The organism is Stenotrophomonas sp. NPDC077421, assembly GCF_049545505.1.
GTDB classification, from domain to species: domain Bacteria; phylum Pseudomonadota; class Gammaproteobacteria; order Xanthomonadales; family Xanthomonadaceae; genus Stenotrophomonas; species Stenotrophomonas nematodicola.
Genome location: NZ_JBMWDP010000023.1, coordinates 48,548 through 72,796 on the forward strand (window position 1 = coordinate 48,548; position 24,249 = coordinate 72,796).

Sequence of the window (24,249 nt, forward strand, 5' to 3'; positions counted from 1 at the left end):
GCCACGGGCCGGCTGAATCGTTCATACTCGGACGGTCACCGGGCCCACGGCCATCGGCGAACGCAAGCAGGCCTGCCTCGGGCGGGCCACTGCAAGCCATCCGCAAGAGGAGTCACCCCGCATGAGCGATTCGTTCTCCACCCGCAGTCAGCTGGATGTCGCCGGCAAGACCTACGACTACTTCAGCCTGCCCAAGCTCGGACAGCAGTTCGACATCTCCCACCTGCCCTACTCGATGAAGATCCTGCTGGAGAACCTGCTCCGGCACGAGGACGGGGGTGCGACCGTCGGCCGCGACCACATCGAAGCGGTCGCCCGCTGGAACCCGAAGGCAGAGCCGGACATCGAGATCGCCTTCATGCCCGCGCGCGTGGTCCTGCAGGACTTCACCGGCGTGCCCTGCGTGGTCGACCTGGCCGCGATGCGCGACGCCGTGGTCAAACTCGGCGGCCGCCCGGAACAGATCAACCCGCAGATCCCCTCCGAGCTGGTGATCGACCACTCGGTGCAGGTGGATGTATTCGGCACCCCGGACGCACTGGACCTCAACGGCAAGATCGAGTTCCAGCGCAACCAGGAGCGCTACGGCTTCCTGCGCTGGGGCCAGAAGGCTTTCCACAACTTCAAGGTAGTGCCGCCCAACACCGGCATCGTCCACCAGGTGAACCTGGAGAACCTGGCCCGCGTGGTCATGACCGCTGACAAGGACGGCACGGCCATCGCCTACCCGGACACCGTGTTCGGCACCGACAGCCACACCACCATGATCAACGGCATCGGCGTGCTGGGCTGGGGCGTGGGTGGCATCGAAGCGGAGGCGGCCATGCTCGGCCAGCCGTCCTCGATGCTGATCCCGCAGGTGGTCGGCTTCAAGCTGACCGGCAAACTGCCCGAAGGCGCCACCGCCACCGACCTGGTGCTGACCGTGACCCAGATGCTGCGCAAGCACGGGGTGGTCGGCAAGTTCGTCGAGTTCTTCGGCGAGGGCCTGCAGCACCTGCCGCTGGCCGACCGCGCGACGATCGGCAACATGGCCCCCGAATACGGTGCCACCTGCGGCATCTTCCCGATCGATCACGAATCGCTGAACTACCTGCGCCTGTCCGGCCGCAGCGAGGAGCAGATCGCGCTGGTCGAAGCGTATGCGAAGGCACAGGGGCTGTGGCACGACGCGCAGACCGCACACGCCAGCTACAGCGCCACGCTGGAGCTCGACATGGGCACGGTCAAGCCGTCCCTGGCCGGTCCCAAGCGCCCGCAGGACCGCGTGCTGCTGGAAGACGTCAAGCAGAACTACCGCGAAAACCTCGGTGGGCTGACCACCAGCCGCGACAAGCGCAATGAGGACGTGTCCACGTTCGTCAACGAGGGCGGTGGCGCGGCAGTCGGCAACGAACAGCTGGCCAGGGGCTACGCCGATGTCGAGATGGACGGCAGCCGCTTCCGCCTGAAGGACGGCGCGGTGGTCATCGCCGCCATCACTTCCTGCACCAATACCTCCAACCCGGCGGTGATGATCGGCGCCGGCCTGCTGGCCCGCAATGCGGCGGCCAAGGGCCTGGACCGCAAGCCTTGGGTCAAGACCTCGCTCGGGCCGGGCTCGCGCGTGGTCACCGACTACCTGGAAAAGGCCGGCGTGCTGACCGAGCTGGAGAAGATCGGCTTCTACGTGGTCGGCTATGGCTGCACCACCTGCATCGGCAACTCCGGTCCGCTGCCGACCGAAGTCAGCGCCGGCATCGCCGCCGGTGACCTGGTGGTGACCTCGGTGCTGTCGGGCAACCGCAACTTCGAGGGCCGCGTGCACCCCGAAGTGAAAATGAACTACCTGGCCAGTCCGCCGCTGGTGGTGGCCTACGCGATCGCCGGCACCACCGACATCGACCTGACCACCGAACCGCTGGGTACCGGCAGCGATGGCCAGCCGGTGTTCCTGCGCGACATCTGGCCGAGCAACAAGGAAATCGGTGACGTGATCGCCGCGACCATCGGGCCGGAGATGTTCAAGCAGAACTACGCCGATGTGTTCAAGGGCGATACCCGCTGGAACACCATCAAGTCGCCCGACGGCGACCTGTACGACTGGGACGGCAGCTCGACCTACATCAAGAACCCGCCGTACTTCGAGGGCATGACCATGCAGGTCGGCCACATCGAGGACGTGCACGGCGCGCGGGTGATGGGCCTGTTCGGCGATTCGATCACCACCGACCACATCTCCCCGGCCGGCAACATCAAGAAGGACTCGCCGGCAGGACGCTTCCTGCAGGAGCGCGGCGTGCAGCCGGCCGACTTCAACAGCTACGGCAGCCGCCGCGGCAACGATGACGTCATGGTGCGCGGCACCTTCGCCAACATCCGGATCAAGAACCTGATGTTCGGTGGCGAGGAAGGTGGCAACACCCTGTACTTCCCGGCCGATGGCGGCGAGCCGCAGAAGCTGGCGATCTACGACGCGGCGATGAAGTACAAGGCCGAGGGCGTGCCGCTGGTGGTGTTCGCCGGCAAGGAATACGGCACCGGCTCCTCGCGCGACTGGGCCGCCAAGGGCACCAACCTGCTTGGCGTCAAGGCGGTGATTGCCGAGAGCTTCGAGCGCATCCACCGCTCCAACCTGGTCGGCATGGGCGTGCTGCCGCTGCAGTTCAAGGCCGGCGAGAACGCACAGACCCTGGGCCTGGACGGCTCGGAGACGATCGACATCACCGACCTGCAGGACGGCGCCAGCAAGACCGCCACTGTCACCGCGACCCGGGCCGATGGCACCTCCACGCGCTTCCAGGCGCACGTGATGCTGCTGACGCCCAAGGAAGTGGAGTACTTCAAGCACGGCGGGCTGCTGCAGTACGTGCTGCGCCAGTTGGCCGCCCGATAAGGCCGGCCCTGCCCTGTCGGCGCCTGCCGTCCCCGATCAGGGGGACGGCAACCGATGCCGGCGCTGCCGCGCCGGCATCCGGTCGGTCAAGGCATCACGCCGTACAGGAACCAGGGCGCACGGGTGACCTCCCCGTACAGGGTGACACTGCGCAGCCCGTCTTCCTGGCGGGTCTCGCCATCGGCCGCTGCGATGTTGCGCACGCTCACGGTCATGGTGAAGGGCGGATGCGGCACACCGCCGCTCAGGTAGCAGACCACGCCGCGGTCGCCGGTATGCACGTTCTGTTTGAAGCCCGCCGGGCAGTCCACCGCGAAGAACCGGTACCCGGTATCGTGATCGGCGCCGGGAATCGTCGCATGCACCGAGTAGGCCGAGACGCCCTCGCCCCCGGCGTGCGCCGGTACCTGGACCCGGAACTGCCCCGATTCACCGCGTGCCAGGACCGGAAAGTCCAACTGCTGCAACGGCTCCGGCGCCGCCTGCGCCTGCGCGGCGGGGGCAACGGCCAGCATCAGCGCAACCGTCCAGGCACGACACCGGCGCTTTGCATGGAACTGCGTCATGTTGAGGGTCTCCTTCGGTCCGGCGTTCGAGTCTGCACAGCGTCCAGCGGCAGCGTCTGTAGGAATACGTGCAAACGGGACCCCGAGGCCCGCGTTTCCACGCGGCGTGCACGCGGTTTTCACCAGCCCTTCGCGTTTTCCATTCGGCCCGGTATGCTGCCGGGGCATGAACTGACGGATACTCTCCGTCACCGCACCATTTCATCCACGTTTCCTGGAGGGGGAATATGAGTCTGGAACGTCCCTGGCTGCAGAGTTATCCCAAAGGCGTACCCGCCGAGATCGACGTCAACGAGTTCCATTCGGTGTCGGCGGTGTTCGACACCTCGGTGGCCAAGTTCCGTGACCGCCCCGCCTACTCCAGTTTCGGCAAGGTGCTCACCTATGGTGAAACCGACGCCCTGGTCGAGCAGTTCGCCGCCTATCTGCTGGGCGAACTGCAGCTCAAGAAGGGCGATCGCGTCGCCCTGATGATGCCCAACTGCCTGCAGTACCCGGTCGCCACCTTCGGCGTGCTGCGTGCAGGCCTGACCGTGGTCAACGTCAACCCGCTGTACACCGCGCGCGAGCTCAAGCACCAGCTGGTGGACTCCGGCGCGGCGGTCCTGGTGGTGGTGGACAACTTCGGCGACACCGTGCAGCAGGTGATTGCCGACACGCCCATCCGGCAGGTGATCACCACCGGCCTGGGCGACATGCTCGGCGCCAAGGGCGTGGTGGTGAACTTCGTCCTGAAGTACATCAAGAAGATGGTCCCCAACTACAGCCTGCGCGGCGCGATCCGCTTCAACCAGGCGCTGAAGATCGGCAGCGGTCACAGCCTGCCCAAGGTCGAGATCGACCACGACGACGTGGCGTTCCTGCAGTACACCGGCGGCACCACCGGCGTGGCCAAGGGCGCCATGCTGACCAACCGCAATCTGGTGGCCAACATGCAGCAGGCCTCGGCGTGGATCTCCGCCTCGGGCATCGAGATGGGCAAGGAGTGGATCATCACCGCCCTGCCGCTGTACCACATCTTCGCGTTGACGGCGAACGGCCTGGTCTTCATGAAGTTCGGTGGCTGCAACCACCTGATCACCAACCCGCGCGACATGAAGGGCTTCGTCAAGGAGCTGAAGTCGACCCGCTTCACCGCCATCACCGGTGTCAATACGCTGTTCAACGGCCTGCTCAACACCCCCGGCTTCGACGAGATCGACTTCTCCTCGCTGAAGGTCACCCTGGGCGGCGGCATGGCGGTGCAGCGCGCCGTGGCCGAGCGCTGGAAGAAGGTCACCGGCGTGACCCTGGTCGAGGCCTACGGCCTGACCGAAACCTCGCCGGCGGCGTGCATCAATCCGCTGGATCTGGCCGAGTACAACGGCGCCATCGGCCTGCCGATCCCGTCCACCGACGCCTGCGTGAAGGACGACAACGGCAACACGCTGCCCGCCGGCGACGTCGGCGAGCTGTGCATCAAGGGCCCGCAGGTGATGAAGGGCTACTGGCAGCGTCCGGAGGAAACCGCCAAGGCGGTCGATCCCGAGGGCTGGCTGCACACCGGCGACATGGCGCGCATGGACGAACAGGGCTTCTTCTACATCGTGGACCGCAAGAAGGACATGATCCTGGTGTCCGGCTTCAACGTGTACCCCAACGAAGTCGAGGACGTGATCGCGATGATGCCCGGCGTGCTCGAAGTGGCCGCGGTCGGCGTGCCGGATGAGAAGTCCGGCGAAGTGGTCAAGGTGGTCATCGTCAAGAAGGACCCGAACCTGACCGCCGAACAGGTCAAGGAACACGCCCGGGCCAACCTGACCGGCTACAAGCACCCCAGAATCGTCGAATTCCGAAAGGAGCTGCCGAAGACCAATGTCGGCAAGATTCTGCGCCGCGAACTGCGCGATACGCCCGCCCCGTAAGGGTTTGCGCCCATCGTGAACGGACAGGGCCTGCACCGGCGACGGGGCAGGCCTTTTTCATGGCGACCGGCCCGGGGGGTGTAGCATCGCCGCGTGTGGACCCGTCCGGCCCGCCGACCACAACATCCTCCCTGCGGGCCCGCATCGTTGAGGAAATCGCCATGAGCACCATCGAAAAGCTGCCCGTCAGCCACCGCTACGCCACCATCCGCACTGAAACCACCGGCGACGATGCCGCACATTGGCTGTTCATGCATGCTGACGCCACCAGTGGTGTCCGTCCCTGCTGCCGCAAGGACATGCTGGATGAAATGTGGAACTACATGAGCGCCATCACGCGCACGCCCGCCGAGCGCAACAGCGGCAAGCTGCGTCATTTCGTGCTGGCCTCCGACGCCACGGCCTACAACCTCGGCGGCGACCTGGACCTGTTCACGCGCCTGATCCGCGAAGGCAACCGCGACCGTCTGCTCACCTACGCCCAGCGCTGTGTGGAAGGCGTGCACCACCTGCACACCGGCTTCGGCGGCGACGTGCGCTCCATCGCACTGATCCAGGGCGACGCGCTGGGGGGCGGGCTGGAGATGGCGTTGGCCTGCCACACCATCGTGGCCGAAGAAGGCAGTGGCATGGGACTGCCGGAGGTGCTGTTCGGCCTGTTCCCGGGCATGGGGGCCTACTCGTTCCTGTGCAAGCGGGTGGCACCGCAGCTCGCCGAGAAGATCATTCTGGATGGCCGGGTGTACAGCGCCGAGGAAATGCACGCGATGGGCGTGGTGGACGTACTGGTGCCCAAAGGCCAGGGCGTGAAAGCGGTCGAGGACCTGATCCGCCAGCACCAGCGCATCCCGCACTCCTATCTGGCCATGAACGCGGCACGCAACCTCGCCCAGGCCGTGCGTTACGACGAACTGCTGGAAATCACCAAGGTGTGGGTCGATTCTGCCCTGGCGCTCGGCGACAAGTCGCTGCGCACGATGGACCGCCTGATCAAAGCACAGACCCGCCGCGCCACCCTTGATGTCGCCTGAGTTCCACCCTCCCCTGCTGTTGTTCAAGCCCGGCCGCCGCCGGGCTTTTTTATGGCTGTTCTCCCGCCCCTGCCGCCGCGCCTGGGCTGGCCCGATCGGACGCACGCCTGTATGGTGCCCTCCCCCATCATCCTCAAGGACCGACGTTGATGTCTCCGCAGCGACATGATCCGGCGAGGCACAGCCTGCGCAAGCTCCTGTGCACATCCCTGCTGGTCATCGCCCCGGCTGCCGACGCGCTCGCGGCCGGCTACGTGCCCAGCGCGGTCGAGGCGTTCATTCTCGAGACCGTGCTGGCCGATGAGGCGCGCACGCTCGAACAGGGGGGACAGACAGTGCTCCTCGCGCCTGCCGACGCCTCCGCCCCGGGTGCCACGGCCGCCGCGGCGACGGTGCGGCACCAGTTCGCGGCGTTCTACCGCGGCGAACGTACGACCGCCCGTGCGATTCCCCACATGGCGGTGGTGATTGCGATGACCGCCTTGCGGCTTGAACAGCCCGGGCAGTGCCGGACGGATCATCGCACCTGCGCCGAGGCCATCCGCCGTGCAGGTCCGACCCGCGACGACACGGACGGTCTGCGGACCGTGGTGGCGCGGTTCCAGGCGGCAGGTCTGGACATGAGCGCCATTGAATCGAGCGGCGCACGGCCGACGGATTGACGGTTCAGCGCACGTCGCTGTCGTTGTCGCCTGGCCGCGCGCGCTGGCGCGCACGCGCCTCCAGCGCCTGGCGGCCTTCCTTGATGCCGCCCTGCAGCACCGACAGGCGCTGGCGCCATTCGCTCTTGAGCTGCCAGTCGGCCATCCGCATCAGGTCGCCGGCGCGGTTGGCCACGCGCACCAGGCCCAGGTTGCTGGCCACGCCTTTGATGGCATGCGCCTGCTCGCGGAAATGGACCCAGTCGGCACGCTCGCCGTCGGCGGTCGCCACCGCCACGCACTGATCGGCATCGGTCAGGCACTGGCGGATGAACTCCCGTTCGAAGCCGTCGCCCATGCCCAGCGACGCCAGCTCGTCGAGCACGCCCGGGTCGAGCACGCCATCGAGCTGGGTGGCGGTGCGCACGATCGGCGCGCTGGCCTTGAGCTGCCCGTTGGAGGCAATGTCGGCCAACGTGTCCAGCAGGCGGACGGCCACCACCGGCTTGGCCAGGAACGTGTGCGCGCCGGCCTGCGTGCAGCGCTGGATCGCCTCGGGGGTGACATCGGCACTGAGCACCAGCACCGGCGTCCGCGGCCCGCCCCCGGCCTGCATCACGCGCAGTTCCTTCAGCATGTCCAGCCCGCTCATGCCGGGCATGTGCAGGTCCACGATGGCCGCGTCGAAGTCGCTCTCGGCCATCGCATCCAGCACCGCTTCACCGCCATTGACGCACAGCACTTTATGCCCGGCCTTCTGCAGCAGACGCTGCAGGACCATGCGGTTGGCTTCGTGGTCGTCGGCCACCAGAATCTGCATGCTGCGCACGCGGGCGCGGTGGCGCAGGAACGGGTCGGCGAAGGCGATCACATTGCCGTTGCCGTCCTGCTCGCCGTCCCCCACCAGTGCCGGGGTGACGGTCCCCAGCGGCACCCGCGGCGGCGCGAACGGCAGCTCGACCCAGAAGCGGCTGCCCTGCGGCGGATTGTCGTCGTACCCGATATCCCCGCCCATCGCTTCGGCCAGACCCTTGGCGATGGTGGTGCCAAGCCCGGTGCCCTCGTGGCGACGCGCCATGCTGACGTCGGCCTGCTCGAAGGCTTCGAACAGGCGCGGCCGCATCGCCGGCGCCACGCCGATGCCGGTATCCAGGATGTCGAAGCGCAGGCGGACGCCGCCGTGGGCGTCGGCGCTGAGCACGGCCACGCGGATCTCCACCTTGCCGTGGTCGGTGAACTTGACCGCGTTGCCGGCCAGATTGAGCAGGATCTGGCGCAGGTGGCCGACGTCGCCGCGCAGCAGCGGCGGCACGTTCTCGGCGATCCGGACGCGGTAATCCAGGCGCTTGGCCTTGGCCTGCGGCAGCAGGATCAGCCCGATCGCCTGGATCACGTCGCCGAGTGCGAAATCCTCGGCGGTCACGCGCAGCTTCCCGGCCTCGATGGCGGAGATGTCCAGCACCTCCTCCACCAGCGCCAGCAGGCTGCGCGACGAGGCCTGGATGGTGTTCACGCACTCGCGCTGCTCATCGTCCAGGCGCGTGGTGGCCAGCACCTCGGTCATGCCCGACAACCCGTTGAGCGGGGTGCGGAACTCATGGCTCATGTTCGCCAGGAACCGGCTCTTGGCCTCGCTGGCCCGGCGCGCCTCGTCCATCGCGTGGGTCAACTGGCGCAGCAGGGTCGAGAAGTACAGCGGCACCGCCGCCAGCCCGAGCCACAGGCCGAACGCCAGGCGCGCGTTCTGCTGCCAGTACGGGGTCGTCGCCGCGGTGCTGCCGAAGCTCACCAGCGCCATCGCAACGGCGACATACAGATAGTTGTTGCCATAGCGCATGCCGTTGCCAACGGTCACCCACATCACCACGATGTAGACCCAGGCCAGCGGTTCGCCCATCTGCACCATGCCGGCCGCGATCAGGCCGTAATCGGCCAGCATGCCGGCCACGCGGCGCGGGTCCGAGCGCCCCGGCCGTGCCAGCAGCCAGCCGAACAGCGCCAATGACAGGCCCAGACCAGTCAGGACGATGGCCAGCACGCCGTTGTACTGCGTGGGCGGCAGGTCGTTGCGCACCCCCGGCATGGCCACGTAGGTCAGGATCAGCGTGATCAGCACGATGCGGACGATGGCCTGCCCGTGCTCGGTATCCGGGCGTTGCGCCAGCCTGTGTTTCAGCCGCTGGTACAGACGCTGCATGTCACGTCCCCGGGCGCGTGGACGCCGTGGAGTGCTGGGCACAGATCGCATCGAGCTGCTCGCGCCCGCGCAGCAGCGCATCCACGCAGCGCGGGTCGAACAACCGCCCGCGCTGGGCATAGAGGTAGGCCAGGGTCGCCTCCATGCTCCATGCCTCCTTGTAGGGGCGCGGCGAGATCAGCGCGTCGAACACGTCGGCCACTGCAACGATACGTGCCTCCAACGGGATCGCATCGCCCACCAGCCCATCGGGATAGCCGCTGCCGTCGTAGCGTTCATGGTGGCGCAGGGCGATCAGCGCACCCACCTGGATGAAGCGGTTCTGGCTGCCGCTGAGCAGTTCGTAACCGATGCGCGGGTGCCGGCGCATGATCACCAGCTCCTCCTCGTTGAGCTTGCCCTGCTTGAGCAGCACCGCGTCGGGGATGGCGATCTTGCCCATGTCGTGCAGCGGGGCGGCCATCTCGATCAGTTTGACCTCCTCTTCGGGAAGTCCCAGCTGTTCGGCAATCAGACCGGCCACATGGGCCATGCGTTCCAGATAGGCACTGGTGCCCGCATCACGGAACTCAATGGCGCGCGCCAGCCGCGACAGGGTCTCGCGTTCGCGCTCCTCGACCTCGTGCATGCTGGCCAGCAGCCGCTGTTCCAGCGACAGCGCGCGCTGTTTGACGTTCTCCGACTGCTGCCGCAACTGCAGCAGGTTGTAGCAGCGCGCGCGCAGTTCGCGCGGCCGGATCGGCTTGACCAGGAAATCGATGACACCCGCTTCCAGCGCCGCCTGGCGGATGGGTTCGTCGCCGACCACGGTGATCAGGATCACCGGGATGTCGCGGTGCTTGGGCAACCGGCGGAAACGACGGGCAAACTCAAGCCCGTCCATCTCCGGCATGCGGTAATCGAGCAGCAGCAGGTCAACCGGATGCGACTCGCACCACGCCAGCGCCGTCAACGGGTCGCCGAAGTCATGCACGCTCAGTTCGGGCGCGATGTCCTCGATGACATGGCGCAGCATGGTTCGCGCGGACGTTTGATCGTCTACGATGACAATATTCAAGGCTGCTTCCGCCGTCTTCCTGGACCACACTGGAACATGCAGCGAAGAGGATACCCCGCCGCTCTGCACACTGGCACCTTGCATGAGTCCCGCCTCCGGTGATGTTCGCCCAGTTCATGATCGTCGTCACAGTGTGATGCGCATGTCACGCATCGCACCGGACAGTCATGGTCCGTGGCTATCACCCCCCAACGTCGCAATAGCCCACGTCGAAACCATACGCGCGCGGCCACGCCAGCGGAAGCCCGTCCGGGCGGGCCACCCGGCTCCCCCGGAATGCAGTTCTCAGTTTTCAGGGCGCATATAGGGGAACAGCAGCACGTCCCGGATCGAACTGCTGCCGGTCAGCAGCATCACCAGGCGGTCGATGCCGATGCCCAGACCGCCGGTCGGCGCCATGCCGTACTCCAGCGCACGGATGTAATCGGCGTCGTAATGCATGGCTTCATCGTCGCCACCTTCCTTGGCGGTCACCTGCGCCTGGAAACGGGCCGCCTGGTCTTCCGGGTCGTTCAACTCGGAGAAGCCGTTGGCCAGTTCCTTGCCGTTGATGAACAGCTCGAAGCGGTCGGTGTAACCGGGCTGGTCGTCGTTGGCGCGGGCCAGTGGCGACACCTCGACCGGATGGTCGGTGATGAAGGTCGGCTGCACCAGGGTGTGCTCGACGGTGGCCTCGAAGATCTCCAGCAGCAGCTTGCCCCAGCCGTAGGACGGCTTGATGCGGATCTTCAGGCGCTCGCAGTGGGCAGCCAGCGCGTCACGGTCGGTGCAGTCGGCCGCGCTGATCTCCGGGTTGTGGTGGCGCACCGCTTCGTCCATGCGCCAGCGGCGGAACGCCGGGGCCAGGTCGATGGTGGCGCCATCCCACTCCACCGTGGTGGTGCCCAGCACCTTGCTGGCCACGTCACGGATCACGCCTTCGGTCAGGTCCATCACTTCGTTGTACGTAGCGTAGGCCTCGTACAGCTCCATCATGGTGAACTCGGGATTGTGGCGGGTGCTGACGCCTTCGTTGCGGAAGTTCCGGTTGATCTCGTACACCCGCTCCAGGCCGCCGACGACCAGGCGCTTGAGGTAGAGCTCCGGGGCCACGCGCAGGTACAGGTCCAGGTCCAGCGCGTTGTGGTGGGTGGTGAACGGCTTGGCCGTGGCGCCGCCGGGGATGTAATGCATCATCGGCGTTTCGACTTCCAGGAAGTCGCGGTTGTCCAGCCAGGCGCGCATGGCGCGGATGATCCGCGAGCGCTTGATGAAGACCTCGCGGGATTCCGGCGTCACGATCAGGTCGACGTAGCGCTGGCGGTAGCGCTGCTCCACGTCGGCCAGGCCATGCCACTTGTCCGGCAGCGGCCGCAGCGACTTGGTCAGCAGGCGGATGGTGGTGGCCTTGACCGACAGCTCGCCGGTCTTGGTGCGGGTCAGCCCGCCCTCGACGGCGATGATGTCGCCCACGTCCCAGCCCTTGAAGGCGGTGTAGGCATCGCCGAGGGTGCTGCCCTGCAGGAACAGCTGGATGCGGCCGGATTCGTCCTGGATCTGGGCGAAGCTGGCCTTGCCCATCACGCGCTTGGCCATCAGGCGGCCGGCCATCTTCACCTGGCGGCCAGCCGCTTCAAGTGCCTCGGCGGTCCACTGTTCGGCGTCGGCGAACTCGGCCTGCAGAGCGCCGGCGAACTGCTCGCGGCGGAAATCGTTCGGGTAGGCGATGCCCTGCCCGCGCAGCGCGGTCAGTTTCGCGCGGCGCTCGGCGATGAGGCTGTTCTCGTCGACGGGGGGCTGCGGCGCGGCGGTCTGATCGTTCATGGCGTGGGTCTGTGTATGTCGGGGGGAGTGGGGGTCCCCGCCATCATGCCGATGGCCGGGGGGAATTGCGAAACCGGGCGGAGCCCGGGGGACAACGGAACGGGGCCGCGCGTGGCGGCCCCGACGGTCAGGCGTCGGTGCGTTTGGCACCCACGGCCAGGCCGGACTTCAGGCTGGCTTCGACGAATTCGTCGAGGTCGCCGTCCAGCACCTTCTGCGTATCCGAGCGTTCGATGCCGGTGCGCAGGTCCTTGATGCGGCTCTGGTCGAGCACGTAGTTGCGGATCTGGCTGCCCCAGCCGATGTCGGACTTGGTGGCTTCCACCGCGTCGCGCTCGGCATTGCGCTTCTGGATTTCCAGCTCGTACAGCTTGGCGGCCAGCATCTTCATCGCGTTGTCGCGGTTCTGGTGCTGGCTGCGGCCGGTCTGGCAGGCCACGACCGTGTTGGTCGGGATGTGGGTGATGCGCACCGCCGACTCGGTCTTGTTGACGTGCTGGCCACCGGCGCCGGAGGAGCGGTACACGTCGGTACGCAGGTCGGCCGGATTGATGTCGATCTCGATGTTGTCGTCCACTTCCGGGGACACGAACACCGAGGTGAAGCTGGTGTGGCGGCGGTTGTCCGAATCGAACGGCGACTTGCGCACCAGGCGGTGCACGCCGGTTTCGGTCTTCAGCCAGCCATAGGCATAGTCGCCTTCCACGCGCCGCGTGGCCGACTTGATGCCGGCAACGTCGCCACCGGACACTTCCATCAGCTCGGTCTTCCAGCCGCGCGATTCGCACCAGCGCAGGTACATGCGCAGCAGGATTTCGGCCCAGTCCTGGGCTTCGGTGCCACCGGCACCGGCCTGGATGTCGACGAAGGCTGCCGCGTTGTCCATCTGGCCGGAGAACATGCGCTGGAACTCCAGCTGTTCCACGTGCTTCTGGTACTTGTCCAGGTCGGCGACCACGGCCAGCGCGGTATCGTCGTCCCGCTCGCTCTCCGCCAGCTCCAGCAGTTCGCCGGACTCGGCCAGCCCATCCAGGATGGAGGCGATGCCGCCGACGGTTTTTTCCAGGTTGGCGCGCTCGCGCCCCAGGTTCTGGGCGTACTCGGCGTTGTTCCAGATATCCGGGTTTTCCAGTTCCCGGGTTACTTCTTCCAGACGCTCTTTCTTGGCGTCGTAGTCAAAGATACCCCCTGAGCGAGAGCACGCGATCGGTGAGATCGGTGATCCGCTGGCGGACAGGATTGAGCTCGATCATGTCGGCAGTTAATGCGTGCGAAAAGACTGTCAATGATAGCCCATCCGGCGCCTTCACGCCGAGGTGGAGGCCGTGCGCCGGGCCAATCGGGGCATCACGTCAAGAAAACGACACCGGGCGTCACAGCGGTACGGTGCAGACGGTAGACTGCCCGCCGGCCGCGCTCGCCCTGCCCCCGCAGGAGGCCCGGCCGCCCCTGCAATCACATGGAGTTCTACCCTGATGAGGAAGTCATCCTCGGCCGCCCTGCTGGCCATCGCCTGCCTGGCCGCCGGTACCGCCTCGGCCCTCGATCTCAAGCAACTGTCCAGCACCGGCCTGAAGGCCGGCCAGGCCCTGACCCTGTCCGACCAGGACGTGGCCAAGGCCGCCGACCAGTCCTGCGTCTACATGGACAAGGAAAACAAGGTCGCCCCGGCCAGCAGCCCGTACGCCCAGCGCCTGGCCAGGATCACCGAAGGCCTCGCCAACGAAGACGGTCTGAGCCTGAGCTTCAAGGTCTACCTGACCGAAGATGTCAACGCCTGGGCGATGGCCAACGGCTGCGTGCGCGTGTATTCAGGCCTGATGGACATGGCCTCGGACGATGAAGTGCGCGGCGTGATCGGCCACGAGATCGGCCACGTCAAGCTGGGCCACAGCAAGTCCAGGATGCGGACCGCCATGCTGGCCTCGGCCGGTCGCGATACGCTCGCCGCGTCGGGCAACGCCAACATCGCCCAGCTCACCCAGGGCCAGCTCGGCGAACTGGCCGAGGGTTTCGTCAACGCGCAGTTCTCGCAGAAGGAAGAAAGCGCGGCCGACGAATACGGCTACCGCTTCATGAAGCGGCACAGCTACGACCCGGCCGCACTGGCCAGCATGTTCCGCAAGCTGTCCAGCCAGGGCGGCCTGATGTCCTCGCACCCGGGTTCGGAAGCACGCGCCGGGCGCATCGACGCGATGATCAAGAAGGACGGCAAGCGCTGAGCTGCCTGACGGCATCCCGGCGTGCCGGGATGCCGGGCCGGCCGGTGGCACCGTGCCGTCAGCCGGTCGGCTGCACCGCCAGCGCCTGGCGGAACAGCGGGAGCTGCCGCCGGCTGCACGGCACCTTGGCCCCATCATCCATATGCAGCAGCGCTTCGCCACCGTCCAGGGGCTCGATCGAGACCAGCCGGCGCGCATTGACCAGCCAACTGCGATGGGCGCGTACGAACACCGCCGGGTCCAGCTTGGTCTCCAGCGCGGCCATCGTGGTGCGCAACGGGTAGTCGTGCCCGCGCACGCGCAGATTGACGTAGTTGCCCGCCGCCTGGGCGTATTCAATGTCGGCGGTGGCGACCAGGAAGTCGCGCCCCAGCTTGCGCACCAGGAATCGCTCCGGCCGCTCCACCGCCTCCACCGGTGGCGCATCGTCCGGTGCCACGAGCAGGTGCGCTTCGCCCTGCCGGCGCCGTCCGAACCAGCTGAAGAAGTGTTCGATCGCCACGAAAGAGAAGAACGCGCGGACATCCTTCAGGTACTCATAGAGCGCGCGGACCGCCCAGGTGGCGTCGTCCTGGTAGTGGTGCCCGAGCGCGGCATAGGCCAGATGGCGCAGCGCCATCATCCCCAGCACGTGCACCAGCGACCACGCCACACTGGCCAGCAGATACAGCGGCAGCCGCCGCTTCCAGGTATCCGCATGCAGGGGCCAGCGCTGGCATCCCCACCACAACACCGGCAGCGTCAACAGGATCATCGAGACGCTGCTCAGCTCCCAGATCATCGGCTGCCACAGGCCAAGATCGTCCCCACGGCGCGCCGCGTCCATGACTTCGACCAGCGCATTGGCCACCGCACTGGTCAGCAGGATCACCGACCACACCAGCATCCGCGCGCCGGGTCGCCACCGTGCCGCTGTGCCGTTCGCCATTGAATCATCCATCCGCAAAGGGTCGTCAGCGTGCCTCATCACGTCATGGTAGTCCGCTCCACCCGTCACCGGGCGACCGCCATTGGTCACCCGCCCCCGGCGACAAGCCCTGTGCGTGCTGCGCCCCCGTTTCGGACGCCGCCGGCAGCCGGTATCGTTGCCCGTCACGCCGGCGCCTGCCCGGCCCTGAGGAATACGGATGTTCCAGACCCATTGGCATGTGTGGCTGCAGGCGTTCTTCGATGCCGCGTGGATGGTGCCGCTGATGACCTTCGTGAGCACGCTGGGCTACGAATGGGCGTACGTGCTGCTGATCGTTGTGCTCAGCTTCGGGGTACGGCTGCGCGCCGGGCTGGGCGTGATGCTCGCGGTACTGCTCATGTCCACGGCCACCCACGCCATCAAACAGAGTGCGGCGCTGCCCCGCCCCAGCGATGTCGACATCCACGTGCTGGACAAGGGCCGCCCTGGCCACGCGCTGGTGGACGATGGCGCTGCCGGGTCGTTCTGGTCGCTGCCCAGCGGTGAAGCAATTGCGGCGTTGCGTGCGCAGCCCGATCCGGACTACGGGTTCATCAGTGGTCACGTGGGCGTGGCGACGGCGGCGATGATGGCGCTGGTGCTGTGCTTCGACATCCGCAGCCGGGGCTGGCGGATCGCGCTGCTGATCGGCTGGCCGCTGTTGATGGCGCTGTCACGGATGTACCTGGGCCGGCATTTCCTGTCCGATGTGCTGGGCGGCTGGCTGGTCGGCATGGCCCTGGCCTGGCTTGCCTGGCAGTGCCTGCCCTCGCCCGCGCATCACAATCGAACGCGCTACCTCCTCCTCGCCACCCTGGGCGCTGGCATGACGGCAGCGGCGTTGACCACCGGGCTCGTCCCGGCCGACAGCGCGGGGCGCTACCTGGGCCTGCTGCTGGTCTTCGCCTTCCTGCACTGGCGCGGCTGGCCGCTGGACCCGCAGACGCCGTGGCAGCGGATCGGCCGGGTGCTCGCCGTGATCGCGCTGTACCTTGTCATCAGCCCTGCGCTGGAGGCGGTTGCCAACGTACGGGCACTGCCGGACACCGCCGTGGTGGAGATGGTGTTCAACACCGCCGGCAACGCGGCGATCTTCATCGGTGGCATCGCCCTGGCGGGGCACTGGCCGCTGTCCGCGCGCCGCGTGCATCGGGATGCCGCCGCCGGGTAGGCAGCGGCATCCGCCTGCAGCGCGTCCTGCTCACTTCACCTCGAACTCCCCGACCAGCACCGTCTCGGCGCGGTCCTTCAACCGCAGCGTGACCTGCTGGTCGCGCTGGTCGCGGCTGCCCCACTTCGTGCTCAGGCGAAGCATCAGCGTGGTCGCGCCGGTGACCAGCTGCTCGCGGCTGCCGAAGAAGTTGGCCTCCACCTTGTAGATGCCCGGCTTGGCGTCGCGCAGCGAGAACTGCTCCGGGCCGTAGCCGCCGGTGAAGTCCGGCGACATCTGCCCGCCCTGGTAGGTCAGCCGGTTGCCGTAATACGCGCGCTCGCCGTTCGGATCGGTGACCCACAGGTCCATATCGCTGTTGTCACTGTCCCAGCTCAGCACCACGCGCAGGTCCAGCGGCATCGCACGGCGCAGGCGCGGATCAATGGCGGATGCGTCCACGCGCTCGCGCGCGACCAGCCGGGTCAGTTCGTCCAGCGCGATCAGCGAAATGCCGTCGAAGCGGCCATCCCAGGGGCGCACCACCACCTCGTACAGCGACGCCAGTGCGGCCTGGTGCTGGCCACTGGCCTCAAGTGCCAAGCCAAGATCGCGGAAGCTCTGCGGCTCCTCTTCGCCGATCGCCAGCACGTCACGGAACACCGGCACGGCCAGTGCCGGCGCCTCGGCCTGCAGCAGCCGATAGCCGAGCACGCGCAGCACATGGCGGTTTTCCAGCTGCATCTCGGCCAGGTTGGACAGCACCCGCAGCGCCAGGTCGCGCTGGCCGGCGGCGAACAGCAGGTCCGCCACATCGAGGTAGAAGGCGGTGCTGTCGGCATGCTGCTCGCGCTCGGCCAGGTAAAGCCCATACAGCTGGTCCGGCCGGGCGTCACGCAGGCGACGGGCATAGGCCGAGTCCGGCGCCCACGCTGCCACGCTGATCGCCAGCGTGCCGTCGTTGACCTGGCCGGCCGCACGTTCGGCGGGCGCAGCGCGGCGTGCCCGGCTGGCAGCCGCCATCGGCGCAGGCGCCGCCACGGCATCGGCAGCGGACTCGCCGGCCATCTGCATGGCCTGTGGGGCCGCCCGCACCGTCAGGACCGGCGGTGGGGGCGCTGACGGCGACGCCACCTTGGCCGCCTCAACCGCCGGGGCGTCCTTGGGCCACGGCGTGTTCCACCAGCGTTCGCGCTCGGCGAACCGGCGGGCGACCTGATCCAGCCGCTGCTGACGCGCCTGCGCTTCGTCGGCAACGCGCACCGCGTGCAGGCGGTCGTAATCGCCACGCAGCGGTGACGGCGGGCGAATGCCGTAGCGCAGGTAGTCGTCGAGCGTCTCCAGCACCAGCAGCGAGGTATCGGCACTCACCAGACCGAACTGCTGCGACAGTGCCCGCGCCGCGCCCGCATTGCCCTGCGGATCGGCTGCGTACTGTGCCAGGCGGGCCTGCGCCCACGCGTCCGCCACCAGGCGGCCGCCCAGCGCGCGGGCGTCGGCAACCGCCACCCGATGCTGCTGGATGCGACCGTCGCCCAGGCGCACACGCACGGTCACCTCGCCCGTGTCGCGCTGCACGCGCCCCAGCACGCGCAACCAGAGCTGTCCGGTACTGCGGGTGTCGGCCACCAGTGCATCAATGCCCTGCCCCTCCACACCAACCACCTCGACACCCTGCGCCAGCAGCAACGGCAGAACCGCGTCGACCTCACGCGTGCTGGCGAGCAGCAGGGCCTGGCCGCGATGGGCCCCGGTCCAGGCGCGCAGCCGCGCCGCGTCGGTCCGCGCGCCGGCGGTGCTCAGTGCATACAGGCGCTGGTCCGCCCGCAGCGTGGGCAGCTGGCGTGCACCGTAGTTGGACCGGCCGTCGCTGACCAGCAGGTACTCCTTGATATCGGCCTTCGGGGTCCAGTCGCCGAGGGCGCTGGCCCCATCCTGCAGCAGGCTGCCCAGGTACGCGCGCAGTGCGCTCCAGTCGCCGTTGCGGATGTCGAATTCGCGCGGGGCGTCGGCACGGTCGCGCAGCACCGTCAGCTGCACCTGGCCGTTGCCGATTGCCCGGAAGTAGCGGTCCAGCACTGCCAGTTCGGCGGCACGGTCGCGCTGCCGCGCCGAGCCGGAGGCATCCCAGAGCAGCCCCACGCGGCTGGGCAGCGCCCGCGGCGCCGTGTTCGCCGGCAGCGGAATCTGCGCCAGCAGGTAGCGCTGTCCGTCATGCAGGCCGGTCACCACATCGGACTGACGCACCTGCGGCAGCGACCACTGCCACTGCGCGGGCAGCGTCTCACCACTGCCCTGCCATTGCGCCTGGTAGCTGCCGCCCTGCAGCCGGAACGCGACCGGTCCGGCGGCCGCGGGCTGCGGCGCACCGGTTCCGGCGGCCTGCAGCCGCACCGACACCTGCGCTGCGCCGCGCGCGAACTGCATCGGCAACGTCCAGCGCAGCCCCTGCGCATCCACCGGCAGCGTGTCGCGCACCGTCAGCGCGACCCGACGGCTGCCACGGGCGGGAATGGGATAGACGCGCAGGCGGAACCGGTTGCCGGCGGTCTGCTCGAGCAGCCCCGGGTCGACCCGGCGCCGCTCGATCGCCTCGAAGACCTGGCGGCCCTGCGCCTTTGGCACCGGCACCGCGTCGCGCAGCACGCCATCGACGTCCAGCGCAAACCCGGCGACCTGCTGGTCGGCGGCCAAGGGGAATTCCAGCTGCCCTTCCAGGACGCGGGCGTTGGGATTGAAGAACTCCATCTCGATCCGGGTCTCACCCAGCCCGGCCACCACGTGGCTGTCCAGCACCACGCTGCGCAGCTGCACCGGCACTTCGGCGCCGGCCACCTGCAGCACCTGCACCCCAGCCGGCGCATCGGCGATGACGACCGATGGGCGCGGCGGCGGGAACCGGCGCGCGTCCACAGTGCCGACCTGCATGACCAGCCCCAGCATGCCGAGCATGCCGATCCCACGAAGTGCGCGTTCCATGTGACGCTCCCGATCCAATGACAGCAGGTTGAACGGACGATGCCGGCAAACGGGGTTGCGCGGAGACAGCCCTTGGCGGCACGGACGCGGTAGCCCAAGATGCGGCTCCCCGATGCCCCCACAAGGACGTTGCGATGCGATTTCTGCCCACGCTGCTGCCCCTGCTGCCCCTGCTGCTCGTGTCTGCGCCGGTTCCGGCGCAGGCGGCACCACAGGGCGGCGAACGCTTCACCCATCACGACTGGACCCTGGCCTGCGACAACACGCGCACCTGCCGCGCCGCCGGCTACCAGAACGATGACGAGGGGGGCAACGCGCCCGTGTCGGTACTGCTGACCCGAGCGGCCGGCCCGAACCAGCCCGTCAGCGCCGAGCTGATGCTCGGGCAGTACGAGGAAACCACCTTCCCCGCGCGCGTGACCCTGCAGATCAATGGTGTGGCGCTCGGCGCCCTTGCATACAACCGCGAGGACGGCAGCGCCACGCTCACTGCGCCGCAGGTGGCGGCGCTGCTGGCGTCGCTCAAGCGCGACAGCCACATCGACGTGATCGGCAACGATGGCCGGCGCTGGGTCCTGTCCGATCGCGGCGCGTCGGCCGTCCTGCTGAAGATGGATACGGTGCAGGGCCGGCTCGGCACGCCCGGTGCGCTGATGCGCAAGGGCACCGTTGCCGAAAGCAGCGTGCTGCCGGCGCTGCCGGTGCCGGTGATGACGCTCGGGAAGGCCTTCGCCACCCGTCCCGCCGATGCGGCACTGGGCCGTTCCCCGGCGCTGCGCGCCGCCCTGGCGGCCGCCACCTCGCCGGACGACTGCGAAGCGCTGGGCCCGGGCGAAGGCCTGGTGGCGGGCGAAGCGCCGCAGGACATGACCGTCACCCGTCTATCGGCCACCAAGCTGCTGGTGTCGGTCGGCTGCTGGCGCGCGGCCTACAACACCGGCGATGGCTACTGGGTGATCAACGACCGCGCGCCCTATGCGCCGGTGCTGGTCACCACGCTGGGCAACGACGACGACGGACGCACCATCACCTCGGCCAGCAAGGGCCGTGGGCTGGGCGACTGCTGGTACACCGCCACCTGGAGCTGGGATGGGGCCCGCTTCGTGCCCACCGCCGAATCCAACACCGGTCTGTGCCGGCTGGTGGCCGCTGGCGGGGCGTGGGAAATGCCCACGCTGGTCACCCGCGTGCAGGAGTGAGCGGCACGGCTTACGCGTTGGCGCAGTGCTCCACGATCAACTGGATCGCCCCGCCACCGCGGTAGTCATCGCTGACCAGCCGGTAAGCGATATGGACGTGGTTGGCCGGCGCGTTGCCGGTCCAGCCGCTGAAATGGATCGCGTTCACCGGTTCGGCGCGACCGGGAACGCGCAGGCTGAGTTTCAGGTGCTTTTCCTTCAGCACCTGCCAGCGTGCCACCTGGAAGTGGCCGTCGAACAGCGGCTCGGGGAACCCCTGCCCCCAGGGGCCGGCCAGGCGCAGGGCTTCGGCGTGGCGGAAATCCAGCTCGTTGCCATCGAGCTCGCCGTCGCTCAGCAGTTGCTGCTGCAGCGCCGCCGGGTCCATGCTGGCCTCGACCACGGCAACGAAGGCCTGCTGGAAGTCGGGCAGCCGCGCGTGCGGCAGGCTCAGCCCCGCGGCCATCGCATGGCCACCGAACCTGTCGATCAGGCCAGGATGGGCGGCATTGACCAGCGCCAGCGCGTCACGGATGTGGAAGCCGGGAATCGAGCGCGCCGAACCACGCAGCGAATCGCCGCCGGGCTCGGCCGGTGCAAACGCGATGACCGGGCGGTGCAGCCGGTCTTTCATCTTCGAGGCAACCAGCCCGACCACACCCGGGTGCCATTCCGGATCAAACAGGCACGCCGCGATCGGACGTTCGCCTTCGGCCTGCAGCACCGCGCGCGACACGGCCCGTTCGGCGTCGTCGGTCATCACCTGCTGCACCGCGCGACGCTCGGCGTTGATCTGCTCCAGCGTGCCGGCGATCTCGCGTGCCTGGATGACATCTTCGGTAAGCAGCAGTTCGATGCCCAGCGCCATGTCTTCCAGCCGCCCGGCCGCGTTCAGGCGCGGCCCCAACGCAAACCCGATATCGGTGGCCGTCAGGCGCTTTGGATCGCGGCCGCTGGCGGCGATGAGCGCCTGCAGCCCGACACAGCCCTGCCCCGCGCGCAGCCGGCGCAGGCCGGCCGAGACCAGTGCGCGGTTGTTGGCATCCAGTACCACCAGGTCAGCGACGGTACCGACCGCCACCAGGTCCAGCAGCGTCAGCAGGTCCGGCTCGGTGCCGGCGGCGAATGCGCCCTGCAGCCGCAGGTGGCGGCGCAGCGCCATCAGCACGTAGAAGATCACCCCGACGCCGGCCAGCGCCTTGCTCGGAAACGCGTCGCCGCCGATGTTGGGATCGACCAGCACGTCGGCCGGCGGCAACTGCTCGCCGGGGAGATGGTGGTCGGTGACCAGCACCTTCCATCCCAGCGCCTTGGCCGCGGCCACACCGGCATGGCACGCGATGCCGTGGTCCACCGTGACCAGCAGGCCCGGCTGCAGGTGCGCCAGGTCGGCCACCAGAGAAGGCGACAGGCCGTAGCCGTGGAGCATGCGGTTGGGCACGGCGTGCACCACGTCGCGCGCGCCCAGCATGCGCAGGCCACGCACGCCCACCGCGCACGCGGTGGCACCGTCGCAGTCGAAATCGCCGACCACCAGGATGCGCTCGCCGGCGGCGATGGTGTCGGCCAGCAGCTGCACGGCAGCCTGCATGCTGCCCATCAGCTCCGGCGCGTGCAGCTGGGCCAGCTTCGGCTGCGCCTGTGCGGCATCGGTGACGCCGCGTGCGGCGAACACGCGCTGCAGCAGGGGCAGCATGTCGGCGGGCCACTCGCCGCTGTCTGGGATGGCGCGGCGCTGGATCTGGGGGGAATCGGGAGAAGACAAGGCAGGCTCGAAGAACGAACGGAAAGGGGTCACGCGTCGTGCAGTTGCAGCGGCTTCTTCCAGAAGCGCCAACGCTGGCCCTTCTCCAGCTCAAACCGCATGCCGTCTTCGAAATCCAGGACCAGGCGCCGCAGTTCGCCCCGTTGCAGCGCCGACAACAGCGGGCGGATCGCGTCGTTGCCGAGCTGGTCGAGCGAGCGCAGTTGCCGCAGATCGACCAGCGCATCCACCTGCTGATCGCCATCGGCCTGCACGCCGGCCGCCTTGGCCAGTGCCTGCAGAAGCGCCTCACGGCTGCGCACCTGGGCATGCGCGGTATGCACGGACTGCGGCGGCTCGCCGCCGCCCCAGAACCACAGTGAATTGATGGCGCGCTTGCCCGCCGCAACCCGATGCTGGTTCCAGTCGTGCTGATGCAGCACCACCTGCGCTTCGGTCAGCAGCGCACGCCAGCGGCGGCCTGCATCGCCTTCGGGCAGGTGGGCGAACAGATCATCGCCCAGCACGTCGTCGGGCGCGGCAAACGCGGGCAGCAGGGTGCCCGGCGGCAGGCGCAGATACCAGCGCGACGGCACCGGCGCGTCCAGCACGAAGCCGAACCCGGCAAACAGCGGCTGCAGTGCCGGCAGCAGATGCGCGACATCCTCGGCGTCGGGGCGCAGCGTATCGCCGTGCCCCATCATCCGTGCGCCGTGCATGTCGGGCACCACATTGGCCGGATCGGCGCGCAGCCAGACACCGTCGGCGGCATCGCCGACGTCGAACTGGCGGGTCAGCGCGGCTACGGGCCACTGCGCCGGCTGCAGTTGAAAATGCCGCTGCAGCTGGGCACGCTCACCTGGCTCGACGCTGTTGCGTTCGGCCCGTCCCAATGCCCTGGCCACGTCCTCGGGAAGCGGCGTGGCAGGGAACCGGCTGCGCGCGGGCAGCAGCAGCGTGGCCGTGGCCATCGTCGGTCAGTCCAGGTACTGGACGCTGACGATTTCGTACTCGCGCTGGCCGGCAGGTGCATCGATGGTGACCGCATCGCCTTCCAGCTTGCCGATCAGGGCGCGCGCCAGCGGCGAGGAGATCGCGATCAGGCCCAGCTTGATGTCGGCCTCCAGATCGCCAACGATCTGATAACGCTTCTCTTCATCACTCTCGACATCGGCCAGCTCCACCGTGGCGCCGAACACGACCTTGCTGCCGGCGTTGAGCTTTGTGATGTCGATGATCTCGGCGTGCGACAGCTCACCTTCCAGCTGCTTGATGCGGCCTTCGATGAAGCCCTGCTCCTCGCGCGCGGCGTGATACTCGGCGTTCTCCTTCAGATCGCCGTGCTCACGCGCTTCTGCGATGGCAGCGATGACCTTGGGGCGCTTGACCGACTTCAGGTGGTCAAGCTCCTCGCGCAGACGCTGCGCGCCCTTCAGGGTGATCGGTGCTCTCATGCGTTCAACTCCTTGTGCAGTTCCTGCAGCGACCAGACGGGGCCGGTGCCGCGGAATTCCAGTGAATGCACCAGCGCCTTGGCGCCGGCAATGGTGGTCGAATAGGTCACGCGGTGCTGCAGCGCTTCGCGACGGATCGAGAACGAGTCATTGATCGCCGCGCGACCTTCGGTCGTGTTGACGATATACACGATCTCGCCGTTCTTGATCGAATCGACGATGTGCGGGCGACCTTCGACCACCTTGTTGACGATCTCGCAGTCCATGCCGTGCTGCTGCAGCCACGCCGCAGTGCCACGGGTGGCCACCAGGCTGTAGCCACGCTCCAGCAGGGCCTGTGCGACCGGCAGGACGCGCTTCTTGTCCGGATCGCGGACCGAGACGAAGGCCTTGCCCAGCGGCGGTGCCTTGATGCCACCGGCTTCCTGCGCGCGCGCGAAGGCGGCGCTGAAGCTGCGGCCCACGCCCATCACCTCACCGGTGGAGCGCATCTCCGGCC

Annotated in this window: 17 protein-coding genes and 1 pseudogene; 7 read left to right on the forward strand and 11 right to left on the reverse strand. The window is 68.0% G+C overall.

Annotated elements, in window-relative coordinates; all coding sequences use genetic code 11:
* The first annotated feature begins 121 nt into the window (after positions 1 to 121).
* Positions 122 to 2,875, forward strand: a complete 2,754-nt coding sequence (acnA, locus tag ACPEH1_RS13280; protein ID WP_423715910.1) for an aconitate hydratase AcnA — start codon at positions 122 to 124, stop codon at positions 2,873 to 2,875.
* An 86-nt stretch (positions 2,876 to 2,961) separates the two neighbouring features.
* Here the strand turns inward: acnA and ACPEH1_RS13285 are convergent, their stop codons facing one another.
* Positions 2,962 to 3,441 (reverse strand): hypothetical protein, encoded by a 480-nt coding sequence (locus ACPEH1_RS13285; RefSeq protein WP_051008626.1) that lies wholly within the window; start codon positions 3,439 to 3,441, stop codon positions 2,962 to 2,964.
* Between the two features lie 227 nt (positions 3,442 to 3,668).
* Here ACPEH1_RS13285 and ACPEH1_RS13290 point away from each other — a divergent pair, with 227 nt between their 5' ends.
* The 3 genes from ACPEH1_RS13290 to ACPEH1_RS13300 all read left to right on the forward strand — a co-directional run bounded on the left by ACPEH1_RS13290 (position 3,669) and on the right by ACPEH1_RS13300 (position 7,038).
* Entirely contained in the window at positions 3,669 to 5,345 is a 1,677-nt protein-coding gene (locus ACPEH1_RS13290) for a long-chain fatty acid--CoA ligase (protein WP_423715911.1), read from the forward strand.
* A gap of 161 nt (positions 5,346 to 5,506) precedes the next feature.
* Complete coding sequence (locus ACPEH1_RS13295; protein WP_017356400.1) at positions 5,507 to 6,376, forward strand: crotonase/enoyl-CoA hydratase family protein; 870 nt, start codon at positions 5,507 to 5,509, stop codon at positions 6,374 to 6,376.
* A 149-nt stretch (positions 6,377 to 6,525) separates the two neighbouring features.
* Positions 6,526 to 7,038 (forward strand): hypothetical protein, encoded by a 513-nt coding sequence (locus tag ACPEH1_RS13300; protein WP_136004025.1) that lies wholly within the window; start codon positions 6,526 to 6,528, stop codon positions 7,036 to 7,038.
* Positions 7,039 to 7,042: 4 nt separating this feature from the next.
* Here the strand turns inward: ACPEH1_RS13300 and ACPEH1_RS13305 are convergent, their stop codons facing one another.
* From ACPEH1_RS13305 to prfB, 4 genes are all read right to left on the reverse strand, one after another.
* On the reverse strand, positions 7,043 to 9,214 hold the full coding sequence (locus tag ACPEH1_RS13305; RefSeq protein WP_017356402.1) for an ATP-binding protein: 2,172 nt from the start codon (positions 9,212 to 9,214) through the stop codon (positions 7,043 to 7,045).
* Position 9,215: 1 nt separating this feature from the next.
* Positions 9,216 to 10,355 (reverse strand): response regulator, encoded by a 1,140-nt coding sequence (locus ACPEH1_RS13310; protein WP_017356403.1) that lies wholly within the window; start codon positions 10,353 to 10,355, stop codon positions 9,216 to 9,218.
* A 201-nt stretch (positions 10,356 to 10,556) separates the two neighbouring features.
* Positions 10,557 to 12,074 (reverse strand): lysine--tRNA ligase, encoded by a 1,518-nt coding sequence (gene lysS / locus ACPEH1_RS13315; RefSeq protein WP_136004023.1) that lies wholly within the window; start codon positions 12,072 to 12,074, stop codon positions 10,557 to 10,559.
* Between the two features lie 127 nt (positions 12,075 to 12,201).
* A protein-coding gene (prfB, locus tag ACPEH1_RS13320; RefSeq protein WP_423715912.1) for a peptide chain release factor 2 occupies positions 12,202 to 13,327 on the reverse strand; the annotation gives its coding sequence in 2 pieces (ribosomal slippage) (positions 12,202 to 13,251 and positions 13,253 to 13,327; 1,125 coding nt in all).
* Positions 13,328 to 13,549: 222 nt separating this feature from the next.
* On the opposite strand from prfB, the gene ACPEH1_RS13325 reads away from it, so the two are divergent.
* On the forward strand, positions 13,550 to 14,296 hold the full coding sequence (locus ACPEH1_RS13325; protein WP_017357272.1) for a M48 family metallopeptidase: 747 nt from the start codon (positions 13,550 to 13,552) through the stop codon (positions 14,294 to 14,296).
* A gap of 58 nt (positions 14,297 to 14,354) precedes the next feature.
* On the opposite strand, the gene ACPEH1_RS13330 is transcribed toward ACPEH1_RS13325, so the two are convergent.
* The gene (locus ACPEH1_RS13330) at positions 14,355 to 15,224 is read right to left on the reverse strand and encodes a LytTR family DNA-binding domain-containing protein (protein ID WP_026070963.1); all 870 of its coding nucleotides are present in this window, start codon (positions 15,222 to 15,224) and stop codon (positions 14,355 to 14,357) included.
* 199 nt (positions 15,225 to 15,423) lie between these two features.
* On the opposite strand from ACPEH1_RS13330, the gene ACPEH1_RS13335 reads away from it, so the two are divergent.
* The gene (locus ACPEH1_RS13335; protein WP_312711516.1) at positions 15,424 to 16,416 is read left to right on the forward strand and encodes a phosphatase PAP2 family protein; all 993 of its coding nucleotides are present in this window, start codon (positions 15,424 to 15,426) and stop codon (positions 16,414 to 16,416) included.
* A 30-nt stretch (positions 16,417 to 16,446) separates the two neighbouring features.
* Here the strand turns inward: ACPEH1_RS13335 and ACPEH1_RS13340 are convergent, their stop codons facing one another.
* On the reverse strand, positions 16,447 to 19,338 hold the full coding sequence (locus tag ACPEH1_RS13340; protein WP_423715915.1) for a VIT domain-containing protein: 2,892 nt from the start codon (positions 19,336 to 19,338) through the stop codon (positions 16,447 to 16,449).
* Between the two features lie 170 nt (positions 19,339 to 19,508).
* Here ACPEH1_RS13340 and ACPEH1_RS13345 point away from each other — a divergent pair, with 170 nt between their 5' ends.
* Entirely contained in the window at positions 19,509 to 20,573 is a 1,065-nt protein-coding gene (locus tag ACPEH1_RS13345) for a DUF1176 domain-containing protein (protein WP_423715913.1), read from the forward strand.
* A 10-nt stretch (positions 20,574 to 20,583) separates the two neighbouring features.
* Here ACPEH1_RS13345 and recJ read toward each other — a convergent pair whose 3' ends face one another.
* The 4 genes and pseudogenes from recJ to carB all read right to left on the reverse strand — a co-directional run.
* Complete coding sequence (gene recJ, locus ACPEH1_RS13350; protein ID WP_423715914.1) at positions 20,584 to 22,317, reverse strand: single-stranded-DNA-specific exonuclease RecJ; 1,734 nt, start codon at positions 22,315 to 22,317, stop codon at positions 20,584 to 20,586.
* A 29-nt stretch (positions 22,318 to 22,346) separates the two neighbouring features.
* A complete protein-coding gene (locus ACPEH1_RS13355; RefSeq protein ID WP_017356338.1) occupies positions 22,347 to 23,267 on the reverse strand; it encodes a hypothetical protein in 921 nt (306 codons plus the stop codon).
* 6 nt (positions 23,268 to 23,273) lie between these two features.
* Positions 23,274 to 23,738 (reverse strand): transcription elongation factor GreA, encoded by a 465-nt coding sequence (greA, locus tag ACPEH1_RS13360; RefSeq protein ID WP_026070814.1) that lies wholly within the window; start codon positions 23,736 to 23,738, stop codon positions 23,274 to 23,276.
* An 8-nt stretch (positions 23,739 to 23,746) separates the two neighbouring features.
* Positions 23,747 to 24,249, reverse strand: a pseudogene (gene carB / locus ACPEH1_RS13365) (carbamoyl-phosphate synthase large subunit); the annotation flags it as partial.